Source organism: Paenibacillus sp. FSL H7-0350, from assembly GCF_038593195.1.
Classification (GTDB): Bacteria; Bacillota; Bacilli; order Paenibacillales; family Paenibacillaceae; genus Paenibacillus_AQ.
The window spans coordinates 1,664,385-1,677,541 of sequence record NZ_CP151972.1; the positions used below are offsets into that span (position 1 = coordinate 1,664,385).

10 protein-coding genes are annotated in these 13,157 nt (G+C 53.8%); 3 read left to right on the forward strand and 7 right to left on the reverse strand.

The window, feature by feature from the left end; translation table 11 throughout:
• Positions 1-99: 99 nt before the first annotated feature.
• The 3 genes from NYE24_RS07820 to NYE24_RS07830 are packed head-to-tail and all read right to left on the reverse strand — an operon-like array spanning position 100 to position 5,443.
• A complete protein-coding gene (locus NYE24_RS07820) occupies positions 100-3,393 on the reverse strand; it encodes an ATP-binding protein (protein WP_341025807.1) in 3,294 nt (1,097 codons plus the stop codon).
• Positions 3,380-3,754 carry a response regulator gene (locus tag NYE24_RS07825; protein ID WP_076156774.1) on the reverse strand — a complete coding sequence of 125 codons (375 nt, stop codon included), beginning with the start codon at positions 3,752-3,754 and terminating at the stop codon, positions 3,380-3,382. The genes NYE24_RS07820 and NYE24_RS07825 overlap by 14 nt, the downstream gene beginning before the upstream one ends.
• 54 nt (positions 3,755-3,808) lie before the next feature.
• Complete coding sequence (locus NYE24_RS07830; RefSeq protein WP_036700811.1) at positions 3,809-5,443, reverse strand: diguanylate cyclase; 1,635 nt, start codon at positions 5,441-5,443, stop codon at positions 3,809-3,811.
• Positions 5,444-5,676: 233 nt separating this feature from the next.
• Here NYE24_RS07830 and NYE24_RS07835 point away from each other — a divergent pair, with 233 nt between their 5' ends.
• Together NYE24_RS07835 and NYE24_RS07840 are read left to right on the forward strand one after the other, a co-directional pair.
• A complete protein-coding gene (locus NYE24_RS07835; protein WP_036700808.1) occupies positions 5,677-5,946 on the forward strand; it encodes an ACT domain-containing protein in 270 nt (89 codons plus the stop codon).
• 28 nt (positions 5,947-5,974) lie between these two features.
• Complete coding sequence (locus NYE24_RS07840; protein WP_235218574.1) at positions 5,975-7,330, forward strand: PFL family protein; 1,356 nt, start codon at positions 5,975-5,977, stop codon at positions 7,328-7,330.
• Between the two features lie 344 nt (positions 7,331-7,674).
• Here NYE24_RS07840 and NYE24_RS07845 read toward each other — a convergent pair whose 3' ends face one another.
• From NYE24_RS07845 to NYE24_RS07855, 3 genes are all read right to left on the reverse strand, one after another.
• On the reverse strand, positions 7,675-8,637 hold the full coding sequence (locus NYE24_RS07845; protein ID WP_342479214.1) for a sigma-70 family RNA polymerase sigma factor: 963 nt from the start codon (positions 8,635-8,637) through the stop codon (positions 7,675-7,677).
• A gap of 30 nt (positions 8,638-8,667) precedes the next feature.
• On the reverse strand, positions 8,668-9,114 hold the full coding sequence (locus NYE24_RS07850) for a carboxymuconolactone decarboxylase family protein (RefSeq protein WP_036700804.1): 447 nt from the start codon (positions 9,112-9,114) through the stop codon (positions 8,668-8,670).
• Positions 9,115-9,387: 273 nt separating this feature from the next.
• Entirely contained in the window at positions 9,388-10,842 is a 1,455-nt protein-coding gene (locus NYE24_RS07855; protein WP_342478432.1) for an MFS transporter, read from the reverse strand.
• Positions 10,843-11,008: 166 nt separating this feature from the next.
• Here NYE24_RS07855 and NYE24_RS07860 point away from each other — a divergent pair, with 166 nt between their 5' ends.
• Positions 11,009-11,500 (forward strand): MarR family transcriptional regulator, encoded by a 492-nt coding sequence (locus NYE24_RS07860; protein ID WP_235218567.1) that lies wholly within the window; start codon positions 11,009-11,011, stop codon positions 11,498-11,500.
• Between the two features lie 9 nt (positions 11,501-11,509).
• On the opposite strand, the gene NYE24_RS07865 is transcribed toward NYE24_RS07860, so the two are convergent.
• Positions 11,510-12,970, reverse strand: a complete 1,461-nt coding sequence (locus NYE24_RS07865) for a response regulator (RefSeq protein WP_076156769.1) — start codon at positions 12,968-12,970, stop codon at positions 11,510-11,512.
• Between the last annotated feature and the right edge of the window lie 187 nt (positions 12,971-13,157).

Here is a 13,157-nt window from a genome sequence, read left to right on the forward strand (position 1 = left end):
CCCCGAAAGAGACTTGTTCCGCTATAACTATATTCCATCATATTATTGCATTACCCATATACTCACTAAGCAGATACTCAGCACTACTCGATACTCACTCTAGCTTTCGCCAAGCGCCGAACCATGTCCGGCCTCACCGTTATCCGGGAACAGCACCTCGCCTGTCTTCAGCTGAATGTCCACAATCTCCTGAAGCGTACCCGACAGCTCGCCAGGCGGATAGGGCTTGGTCAGATATTTCCGCACGTTATCCATCATGCTCTTATTGTCCTTATCCAGCGCCGAGGAGATGACAATCGGCACCTTCTCGGTCCGGGGATCATTCTTGAGCATGCAGATCAGATCCCAGCCGTCCAGCTCATCGCCCAGCATCAGATCCACAATAATCGCTACGAAGGGCGTTTTGACGGCCTGGTCAAAAGCTTTTTGCGGATGATAGTGATGGGTGACCCGGAAGCCCTTGCCCTTCAGCTCCTCCGAGAGCAGCAGCGACAGGCTGTAATCATCCTCCACAATCATTACATTCGGCTTCTGCTCCTTGCTGGCGTTCCATCTATGGGAAGGCTCCTCCTCCGGGTGGCCGGTCTCGGCCTGCATCAACGGAAGACGGAACCATACCGTCGAACCTTCGCCTTCAACAGACTCAATCCCGATTGTTCCCTTCTGCTTCTCAATAATTTCCTTGCAGATAGCCAGGCCGAGCCCCGTACCGCCAATCCGCTTGGATGCACTATTGTCCACTCTGCGGAATTTCTGGAACAGCTGCCCGATCTGATTCTTCGGAATCCCGAGTCCATGGTCCTGAATCCTCACCATAATGTTGCCCGGTTCGTTATGAAGCATGACCTTCACTTCACTTGCGCCCGGCGAGAACTTGATCGCATTGCTCAGCAGGTTGGTCAGCACCTGGATAATTTTATCCTTGTCTACTTCAACCTCTGGATTCAGAGCCTCATCCTCCAGCAGAATATGGTGGGTACCGCTCAGCTTGTACTGATCTATGACACTCAGGACCGTTTCACTAAGGTTGACCTTCTCCACATTGTACAGCTGTGTGCCGGACTCCATCCGCTGCAGGTCCAGGAAGTCGTTAATCAGCTCCGTCAGACGCTTGGCTTCCTTATGAATCGTCTCCAGATATTTCAGCTGCTTCTCCGGCTTCATCGTTTTGGACAGCAGCAGCTCCGTGAAGCCTAGTACACTCGACAGCGGAGTCCGCAGCTCATGGCTGACCGTGCTGACCAGTTCCGACTTCATCAGATCGAGCTCATATTCGCGGGTAATGTCACGGTGGACAAATAGCGTCCCCACCCGGACCTCCCGGCGGAAGACCGGTATGGCATAGGCATCCACATGCTTCAAGTCTTCCTTGCCGATAGAATACTTCATCGCACTGGAGTCAACGGTATGCTCGGACATCGCTTTCAGGTAAAAGCGCCCCAGCTCTTCGGATTCATTCACCCTGAGGGTGAAGTGCTCCATCCAGCGCTCCTTGGGAATCAGCATGCCTTCCGTCCAGTCCTCATAGCTGAACAATTGGCTCAGCGCCTTGTTGATGTGCTGAATGACGCCGTCCGTGCTGACAAACTGGATGCCCTCATTGACGTTGTTGACAATATCCTGATTCAGCTTGCGGCCATTCTCAATCTCCTCGTACATGAACAGGCGTTCAATGGCCAGGGCGACCCGGTTCATTATCCCCTGAATTTCACTGGTCTCTTCCTCTGTGAACGGATGTCCGATGCGGGTTCCGCAGAAGACCGCCAGAATCTCATCCTCCGCATTCACTACAGTTGTATAGTAGTCGTAACAATATACCTCATTGGCGGAGATCCCCTGCTCTCTGACCGAGCCTACCCGCTTCACCACATACGACTTTTCCACGCTCAGGCGGTACAGAATCTCCTTGCTGCCCTCACCGATGTACCGCTCCACATTCTCCGGCGGTACCCCTTTGACCACCGCTATCTTATCCTTGACCAGCAGGAAAAGACTGGAGTCGAACGAGAACAGACGGTTCATGAATTTGTTGAACTTTTCGGCGAATTCATGCTTGTCGAGCGTATAGGTAATTTCATGATTCAGCTGATTGTTAAGCTCCAGCATCATGGACGTCTGCTCCGTGCTTTTCAGCGTCTCCGCCAGCTCCTGCTGCACATTCTTCATTGAAGTAATATTATTGGCAATCAGGATATACTGGTATATCTGGCCTTCATCGTTCAAGTAAGGCATGATTGTCAGCTGCAGCCAGAGCGGCGAACCGTCCTTCGCCGCAAGCTTCGTCTCCCCGCTCCACACTCCGCCGGTCGACAGCTTGCGGATCATCTGCTCCACCTGGGAATCCGAAATATTATGCAGCTCAAACAACCGGTAGGTGTATCCGATAACCTCGGAGCTCTTGTACCCTGTATAGACGCTCAGATTATCATTCGTGTAAGTGAACACGCCTTTGTTCGACAGAATGCCGACGGCAGAGGTCTGATTCAGCGCCTTCATCATGCTCTCGATTTCACTGAGTGACCGCTCCAGCCTGTACTGCTGGTCCTGCAGCTCGTCCTGCTGGGCGTGCAGCTCTTCATTCTGCATCATCAGCTCTTCCTCTTTGTCCTGGATGCTATGGGCCATATTCAGGAAGGCGTCATAGAGCCGCCCGATCTCATCCTGCTTATGCAGCTTACCGAGCAGAACCGCATCCCCGGCAGCCAGCGAATTCGTTGCTTCCTCCAGCTTCACAATCGGATCGATGATAATTTTGAGCATCCGCCAGATCAGCAGGGTGAAGAACAGCAGCAACAAGGTACTAAGCAGAAAAGCAATGAAGGTGAATGTATCCGCCTGCCTGATGGAGCGGGAGTTCAGCTCATTCAGCAGCGCATCCGAATTGGTTTCGAATTGCTTGGTATAGCCCAGGTATTCGTTCACAGCCTTGGTGCTGCCGCTCTGGGACAAGCTCCGGATTCCCACGTAATCATTATTTTTCACCAGCCGCATCACTTCGGGCAAGGTCTGGCTTTTGTACTGTTCATAGAACACCTTAAGGTCATCTCTGTACCGGATTTCTTCAGCTGACAGCTTCAGGGAGGAGTACTGCTCCAGAATACCGTCAAGCCTCTTAAGCGCAGCGTTCAGCAGCGCAAGCTCATTGTCACTCTGAGTAGCCACATAACCTCTCGCCCGGAAAAAGACCTCGTTCAGCGTCACCGCCAGCTCGTTGATCGTCCCCGTCTTATGTTGCAGCACTTCACGTTTGTGATCCAGCTGTTCCTGCTGGACATTGATATAGAAGACAAGCCCGATTCCTCCCGCCATGATGGCAACGAACAGGAGCAGAAGAATCCGGTAATATTTCGTTTTGATGCTCCGGTCGGCAAGCTTAAGCTTAAGGTTTCTCACTCAGAATGTCCTCCACGAGCTGCAACAGCTCCATCGGGCTGAAAGGCTTGGGCATAAAATATCGGGCTCCCGCCTCTCTGGCCCGGTTACGGTCCATCTCCTGTGCCTTGGCGGTCAGCATCATAATCGGCGTCCGGCTCTTCAGCTCCCCGTCCAGCTCGCACAGCACTTCAATGCCGGTCATTACAGGCATCATGTAATCCAGAATGACCAGATCATAAGGTTCTGCCGCCAGCCTGGCGAGCGCCTCGCCCCCATTCTCGGCGGTATGAACCTCCACATTCTCCAGATCCTCCAGCGTATCCTCAATCAGCATGCGCAGAACCTCTTCATCATCTACAATCAGTACCTTTTGTACCATAGCCCACTCTCACCTTTCAGTCATCCCTGCTTGGGATGCATTGCATTTAGACATTTAGAACAGAAACCGGTGGGACAGGCGCTCAATCCGGGTCAGCAGCTCCGGCAGATGGAACGGCTTAATGACATAATCGTCCGCCCCCATCTGCAGAGCATGGATAATATCCCGCTGGTTATTACGGCCGGTAAGCATAATCACTAGGATGTTCAGCTCAGGATAACTGCTGCGGATCTTCTCCAGCACCTCCAGCCCGTCAAGCCCCGGCATGACACCGTCCAGCAGAATAACATACTTCTCTTCAGGAGCATACCAGTCCGATTCCAGCAGAAGCGCACCGTCCGCATAACTCGTAACCTTCACTCTTGCGTTAGCCCCGGGCTGCCAGGCAGCGAATTGGGTCGTCACGATTCTGCGGATCAGCGGATCATCATCCACAATAATGACATTCAGCAGCGTCTCGCGCTGGCCCAGCAGCAGTTCCTCGCTGTACAGAGTGCTCTGGTTTCTGCCGTTATGCTTGCTGGCATATAGCGCCAGATCGGCTTCCTCTACCAATATATCGGCATCCTGCACCGCTCCGGTGATCTCGGTCACTCCGCAGGAGAACGTTACATGAAAGCTCTCACGCTTGGCCTGGAATTCCCGGGCAGCGAAGACTTCCTGAATCCGCTCCATCACAAGCAGCGCCTGCTCCGCAGGAGTATTGGGCATGAACAGGGCAAACTCCTCCCCGCCATAGCGGCAGAAGGTATCCTCCGTGCGGATGGACTGCTTCACCAGCTCCGAGAAGCTCTGCAGCACCTCGTCTCCCATCAGATGCCCGTAAGTATCATTAACCTGCTTGAACAGGTCCAGATCCAGCAGAGCGAGGGAGAAGGTCCGGCCTGTCCGTCTGAAATCGGCGATCAGCTGCTTCATTGTCTGGTTGAAGTACTTGCGGTTGAACGCCCCGGTCAGTTCGTCAACAATAATGGATTCCTGCCATTCTTTTTTCAGCTCAAAGCGGTTCTTGATCAAGACCAGGAACAGCTCGATGTCTACCGGCTTTTGTATGTAATCCATGACACCCAGCGAATAGGCATACTTCTGAACCTCAATCGAATGCTCGCCGCTGATAATAATGATCGGAATCCGCTCTTTCTTGGCTTTGCCGATAATCTGCTTCAGTACATCAATCCCGCTGCGGTCCGGCAGCAGAATATCAAGCAGAATCAAATCCGGCTTCGTCTCATAAAAAAGCTTCAGTCCGCGTCCGGCCGACAGCGCAATGCTGACATAATAGGACTTACGCTCCAGCGATTCCCGCAAAATAGAAACCAGCTCCACATCATCGTCCACGATCAAAATCTCGAACTGCTGATGGACATTGCCATGGGACAATGCGATCCCCGGAGTCAGCGGAGGCACCGCACCCACAGGCTCCGGCTCCTTAAACAGCTCCAGCAGCGGATAAATATAATCGCCCCACTCTGCTTCCGTCCAGCTTCTATGGTTATCATCCGAGAAATAGAGCAGCGCATTGCCGGAGAATCTCTCTACAGCATCGAGACCCACAGTGCCCGAGGTGCCCTTCAAGTTATGCAGGAAACGGTAGATATCCCTCTCCTCGACTGCTGACTGTTCCGACCATTTGTGCAGCGTTTCTCTGGTACGCTCTTCAACCAGCTCTTTATATTTTCTCGTTGTCATAATAGCTCCTTCAGTCCAGCTTATCCTACAAAAATCCAATAAATCATATTTTACATCAAGTGTCAATGTTATTATAACCTCAGGAAAATGCAAGCTCAAATCTCTGATCAGCCCGACACAAAAGCTTTGGTTGATAACCTATCCTTGATTTGACATAATAATTAAAATCGTTCATTCCGTTAATGCGGCAATGAGCGAAGATTATAGATCATGGATAACGGGAGGCTTTTCAATTGAAGGGGATTATTACTGTACTCGGGAAAGACAAGGTAGGCATTATCGCCAAAGTATGTACATACCTCGCAGAGCACAATCTGAACATTCTGGACATCTCCCAGACGATTGTGCAGGATTATTTCAACATGATGATGATCGTGGACATCTCTGCCCCCAGTAAGTCGTTCGAGGAGATTGTGGAGGAGCTTCAGCAGGTAGGGGAAGACATCGGTGTGGAAATCAAGCTGCAGCATGAGGATATCTTCAATATTATGCACCGGATTTAACCGGCGAGGAGAGGAGTGAGCGCTAGTGATCTCGATTGTAGAAGTTCAGGAGACGAATAAAATGATCCGGGAAATGAATCTGGATGTCCGCACCATTACGATGGGTATCAGCCTGATGGACTGTGCCCATACCGACATGAAGGTGTTCAACCAGAAGGTGTATGACAAAATTACCCGCTCTGCCGAGAAGCTCGTGAAGACCGGTGAGGATCTGGAGCGCCAATTCGGGGTGCCGATTGTCAACAAACGGATCTCCGTGACGCCGATTTCGATAGCTGCGGGGGCTGTACATACCGATACCTACGTGCCTGTCGCCCAGATTCTGGACAAGGCTGCCAAGGAGGTAGGCGTCAACTTCATCGGCGGGTATTCCGCGCTGGTGCAGAAGGGCTGTACCAAGGGCGACCGGATTCTGATTGACAGTATCCCGGAAGCGCTGGCGGTAACCGAGAGAGTCTGCTCCTCCGTCAACGTCGGCTCCTCACGCAGCGGCATCAACATGGACGCAGTGAAGCTGATGGGTGACATCATTCTCCAGACGGCGGAGCGCACGAAGGACCGCGACTCCATCGGCTGTGCCAAGCTGGTTGTATTCTGTAACGCAGTCGAGGATAACCCGTTCATGGCCGGCGCCTTCCACGGGGTGGGCGAGCGGGAGTGTGTGATTAACGTGGGCGTAAGCGGCCCGGGTGTGATCAAGCGGGCGCTGGAAGAAGTGAAGGGACAGGACTTCGAGACACTGTGCGAGACAATCAAGCGTACCGCCTTCAAGGTCACACGTGTCGGCCAGCTGGTCGCCCAGGAAGCCTCCAAGCGCCTCAATGTGCCCTTCGGCATCATCGACCTGTCGCTGGCGCCTACGCCTGAGATCGGCGATTCTATAGCAGAGATTTTCCAGGTCATGGGCTTGGAGGAAGCCGGTGCTCCAGGCACCACTGCTGCACTGGCCATCCTTAACGATAATGTCAAAAAAGGCGGAGTCATGGCCTCCTCCTATGTCGGCGGCTTAAGCGGCGCTTTCATCCCGGTCAGTGAAGACCACGGCATGATCCAGGCGGTCCAGCGCGGGGCGTTGACTCTGGAGAAGCTTGAAGCTATGACTTGTGTCTGCTCGGTAGGCCTTGACATGATTGCCATTCCCGGCAGCACCAGCAAAGAGACCCTCGCAGGCATCATTGCCGATGAAGCCGCCATCGGTATGGTCAACAACAAGACCACGGCGGTTCGCGTCATTCCGGTTATCGGCAAGGACGTCGGTGAGATGGTCGAATTCGGCGGCTTGCTCGGATACGCTCCAGTCATGGCTGTCAATCCGTTCAGTTGTGCGGGCTTCGTCAACCGCGGCGGACGGATTCCCGCGCCAATCCATAGCTTCAAGAACTAAGTGGGCGTGCAGGCTTAAATGCATTCTGTACATCTAAACCTACTGATTTTCGACCCATTCTGAGTTTAGTTGTATATAGTACATCTATAAGGCCGTTTATTTTTACTACTCACACTTTTAGGCAGATTTAGTTGTACAGACTACATTTAAACGTGGCATGTGTGAATTTTCGCTGTTTTTAAGTGTACGTTCTACAACTATCTCTAAATTTCACTGGGAGCTGAAGACTTACATCGCGGATGATGTGATTTGAATTATTCTTCATATCACCCCTAACAACTAATAAGACACGTTGCCTTCCCGATCAGGGAGAGTAACGTGTCTTTATTAGTTGTTACCGGGCATCAGCGCTGCGGCGGCTCTGGCGGTACGGTAATGTGGGACAGCTTCGCAGGGTCCATTAAGAGATACAGGTTCTGAATCCGTTCTCCGCTGGAATCCGTGCTCAGGCAGAGCACGCACTTCACGACTCCCTGATCCGTGAAGATCAGACCCGGCTCACCGTTCAGAAGCCCGCTGGAAGGCTTCCATTCCCGCAAATAGTGCATAACCCGCTTCGAGGTCAGCAGTGCAGTAACTCCCCGGCGGCCGGTCATCGGCCGGAGAATCGTATGCACCTCGCGGCCCCCGCCGTCGGCAACCAGGACCGGATGCTCGCCCAGCAGCTCCAGCATGCTGCCCACATCATAGGAGGTGAACGCGGCAGTGAAGCGGACCAGCAGTTTCTCGGTGACTGCTCCATATCGGAGCGAGGGTAACCGGGAAGCCGGCTCTGTCTGCAGGATTCGCTTGGCCCGGCTGAAGATCTGCCGGCAGTTGCTGCCCGATTTGCCTACCATTCCGGCAATGGCTTCATAGTCGTATTCGAAGGCTTCCCGCAGTACGAATACCGCACGCTCCGTGGGAGACAGGCGCTCCAGCAGCACCAGAAAGGCATACGACAAATTATCCTTACGTTCTGCCGCCGCTTCCGGGCCATCGTATCCCTCGCTTACCGGCTCCGGCAGCCACTCCCCGATATAAGTCTCTCTGCGGCTGCGAGCCGAGTTCAGCATATTGAGGCAGCGGTTCGTCACGCCTTTGGCCACATAGGCTTTGATATTCTGAATGCCGCTCCGGTCCCGGTGCTGCAGCTCGGCGAACATATCCTGCACCGCATCCTCCGCATCGGCAACCACGCCTAACATCCGGTACGCAATGGAGAAGGCATAGCTTTTATAATTCCGGTACAGCTCCTCCATACCCGAATTCTCAGCCGCAGGTGTCTGGGCCTGAGCCGTTATTTTACCCCTGTCCACTTCACGCAGCTCTCCTTCCTTACACTCCTGTCATTATCCTTAGCCGAAGCAGCCCGGGAACATCCCGGTCGTAATGGCAATCCGGTTCCAGCTGTTGATCGTATTGATCGCCATAATCCAGTCTACCAGTTCCTCTTCGCTAAAATGCGTAAGCATCTTATTATACAGCTCCAACGGAACGCCCGCTTCACTGATCAGCGTGACCTGCTCGGCGAATTCCAGCAGCACACGTTCCTTCGCACTGAACAACGGCGCTTCGCGCCACACACTCAGCAGCAGAATATGATCGGCATAGTTGCCCAGCTTCATCAGATCCTTGCCATGCATATCCAGACAGAACGCACAGCCGTTGATCTGGGAGACCCGTATTTTAACCAGTTCATACAGCACTTTATCCTTGCTGCGGCTTCCTGCATGCTGCTCCAGCGCCATCATTGCCCGGAACGCCGGACCGTTAACCTCACGATAATTCATTCGTAGACTCATATTGGGTCGCCTCCATTGTGGTTGTGTTGCTCTTCATAACTGTAGACAAGATGGAGCCGGATGTTGTGACAAAACATCCCCACAAACTCTCCCCACAAAGTGAAGTAATGCTTCGGAGTGAATTCAAATACTTTGCGGGGACCCCGAAAACATTACACAAAGTGAAGCTTTAGCTCGATGATGAATCAGGTCTTTGCGGGGGCCCCAAAACTCTGATTTTTTTCAAAAAAAAGCAGAACAGCGAAATTCCGCAGCCCTGCTCTTGTATACACTCTATACGCTCAGGTTCTTAGCCCTTCTCGAAGAGAATAGCCGCCAACCGGTAAGCAGCGCCGATAACAGGCAGATTCCGGACGAAGTCAGGAAGACTACATGCATCCCCGAGAGAAACAGCTCCGGATGTCCTTCCACCAGCCCGGTTACCCGGTAGCCGGCCTTACTGCTCATTACATTGAACAGGATCGAAGTGGCTACGGTAATTCCGACAACCATCCCCACATTACGGACCAGCGAATTCACGCTGCCTGCCGAGCCCAGCTGTGTTCGCGGCACTGTGGACATAATCAGCGAGTTGTTCGGTGAGCCGAACATCCCGCTGCCGATGCCGAGCATGGCGATCCAGACACCGACCAGCATAACCGGGCTGCCCTCATGCAGCCGGGCCAGCCCGAACTGGGCTACCACCATCACGATCAGCCCTGCGAAGGTGAGCAGCTCCGAACCGATTTTGTCGGACAACGCCCCGCTTAACGGAGCAACTATCACCATACAGATCGGGTACAGCATAAGCAGGAACCCTGCATCGAAGGGAGACATGTTCAGCATATTCTGCGCATAGAACGGTGCGATAATATTGAAGCAGAAGTTCGAGACGAACACCAGAAAGGCACAGAATATGCTCAATGAAAACAAGGGATTCTTGAACAGGGTAAGTTGAAGCAGCGGCTGAGCACTGCGCTGCTCCACGATCAGGAAGACGATGAAGGTAATTACCGCAGCGGTGAGTGCGGCAAGAATCCGCGTATCCCCGTATCCAAGCTGCTGGCCGAGCAGTAGTCCTGCGAACAGAGAAACAATGAAGACGGCAAACAGCAGGCTGCCGGGAACATCAATCCCTGACTTCACACGTACCAGATCCTTCGGCAGCACCTTCCAGCCCAGCGCAATCGCCAGAATTCCAATCGGCACATTAACCCAGAAAATATACTCCCAGCCCATCGATGATACGATAATTCCGCCCAGGCTGGGCCCCGCTATACTGCCGAGGGACACGAAGGTTCCAATCAAGCCGAGAGCCTTGCCGCGTTCCGTTGACGGGAAAATATCCGTAACAATGCCCTGGCTGTTCGCCATGGTCATCGAAGCGCCGACCGCCTGCACTACACGCGAAGCAATGAGTAACGGCAAGTTGTGGCTTAATCCGCAGAGCAGCGAGCCGAGGGTGAAGACGACCATGCCCAGCTTGAACATCTTGATTTTGCCGGCGATGTCGCCCAGCTTCCCGAAGAACAGAATCACTGAACAGATCGCCATCAGATATCCGGTTGTCACCCACTCCACCTGGGCTACCGGCAGCCCCAGCTCCTTCACCAGCACCGGCAGCGCAATATTCACAATACTTCCATCCAGTGTAGACATAAAAGTAAACAAATTAAGAACGATCAGAATCAGCCAGCGCTTCTTCTGTATCCCGGCATCCTCCTGATAGGTCGCCTCTAAGCTGCTCATCCTATAACACCTCTTGTATCCAATGTAATATAGTTGCACACGCAACAAACTAATCCTACACAGTGTACTGCAAATTAGTTGCGTACGCAACAAAATTACGGTAAGATCTGAGGCATACGGTTTTCTTAGGCAGGCTACCGTTATAATCCTCAGCGAGGTGTCCATTGTGACTTCAAATAAAGAACCGGTCATTGAACCAAACAGAGAACCAAACAGTGAACCGATCAGAGAACCCATCGGGAAGCTGATCTCCCATCTCCACCGTCAGAACCAAAAAATACTGGCCAAGGAGCTGCTTCCCTACGGAATCGGCAGCGGTGGCCAGCATAGCTTCTTGAAGCTGGTGCTGAGTCATCCAGGGATCACCCAGGATCAGATGACCAGCCGGATTAAATGCGATAAAGCAACAACTACCCGCTCCGTCAAGCTGTTGGAGGCCTCGGGATATATCGAACGCCGGACGGACCCGAATGACCGCCGCTCCTTCCTGCTGTATCCAACTCCCCAGGCGCTCGACTTCGCCCCTGTCTTCCAGGCGCTGCTGGACGATTTCAACCGCGAGCTGTCCATGGATCTCACCGAGAGTGAGCTGGATGTGCTGTTAGATCTGCTCCGCAAGGTCACCCGCAACTCAGACCGGCTGAACGGGCAGGGTTGAGTGTATTAATTAAGTGGAGAAAATCAGGCTGTCCTTGCTGTCCCCGGGTTCAGCTGCGAAGCGTGCATCTTGAAGCCTGCCCTCAGCGCGGTATTCACTCGGCAGCTTGCCGACATGCTCCCGGAACAGCTTGCTGAAATAACGCTCATCTCCGAAGCCGGACCGGCAGGCAATTTCACACACCGGGACAGGGGTCTCCAGCAGCAGCGCTTTCGCCAGCTCCAGCCGCATGCGCCGCAGGCACTCCCCGAAAGTCTCACCGGCAAAGCGGGCGAAGCACCGGCTGAAATAGCCGCGGCTCATATGGATGGCAGCGGCAACATCGCCTTGATTGATTTTATCCCCGGCATGGCTCCTCATATAACGCACAGCGGTGATCAGGCAGAGCATCACCTCTTGGCTCAGGCCCAGCTCAATCATCCGGCGCTGGACATGCCCCGCGAACTGATTCAGCCAGACTTGCCAGTGCCGCCAGTGCCGGTTGCACTCTGCCGCCAGCGCAAGCTGCTGCGCTTCCTCCGCTGTAAGCAGCAGCCGGCTCCAGCTCCGCAGCAGCTCCTGGCCAAAGTCCGCCACTGCCTCAGGGTCCGGCTGCTGCATCGCAACCCCGCTGAGGAACAGGTCCCATTCTCTCCGCTCCAGCGTCCAGCGGAGATTCTGCGCCTGTCCCAGCGCGGAAGGGCCGCCCGTCTCCGGCCGTTGCCGCACGGCCAGCGCCTGCAGTTCACCATAGTGCAGCCTCGGGACCGCCTGGCCGCCCGCAGCATAGAACAGCGCCTGACGGGCCGACTGTTCCAGCACCGCAGCGATTCTCTTCAGCGGCTGACCGCGCACCCCCTCCAGCAGCGCCGCTGTCCAGCTTGTCCCAAGCACCGCTCCCACCTCTCCTCCGATCCGCGCTGCATCCACAGGATACGGCAGCGGAGACAGCCACATCCCCTGCATAGCATGTAGTGTGGAATTTCTCACCAGAGACAGCGCATACAGCTGCTCTTCCTTTAGTTCCGCCGTAAGCGGCACATAGAGCAGCGCCTTGTCCTCAGCGATCACCCTATGCTCTGCCTTTGCAGGGGTGCTTTTGTTCCCGTCCTCCCACCTGATCCGCTCCACCAGTCTGCGGATGATTTCATCGGCATTCTCCGGCTCCAGCAGCGTCTTGACAATGTAATCCACCGCTCCCAGCCGCAGCGCCTCCTGCACCTCATCGAATTCATGATGGCAGGTCAGCACTACGCAGCGTACCGCGGGATACCGCAGCCTCACCTCTCGGATCAGCTCGAACCCGGTCATACCCGGCATCGACAGATCCACGAACAGCAGATCTGTCTCCTGCTCGCGCAGCAGCTCCAGCGCTGCTTGCCCGTCCCCGGCCTCTCCGGTAATCACCACCCCGAGGGACGGCCAATCCAGCAGTGAGATGAAACCCCTGCGCACCAGACGCTCATCATCTACGACAACAGCCTTAATCATCGAAGTCCTCCTTGCTTTTGATAGGAATAATGATTGATACTGGGTTCCGCTTTTCTCACCGCTCTTCGTGGAAGCGTTTCAATATATAGATACAATACCATATTTTGTTTATTCTGAAAATAAAAAGGCGGAACATAAAAAGAGCTGCTCACAGGCAGAATATCCGCCGTAGAAACAACTCCACTTC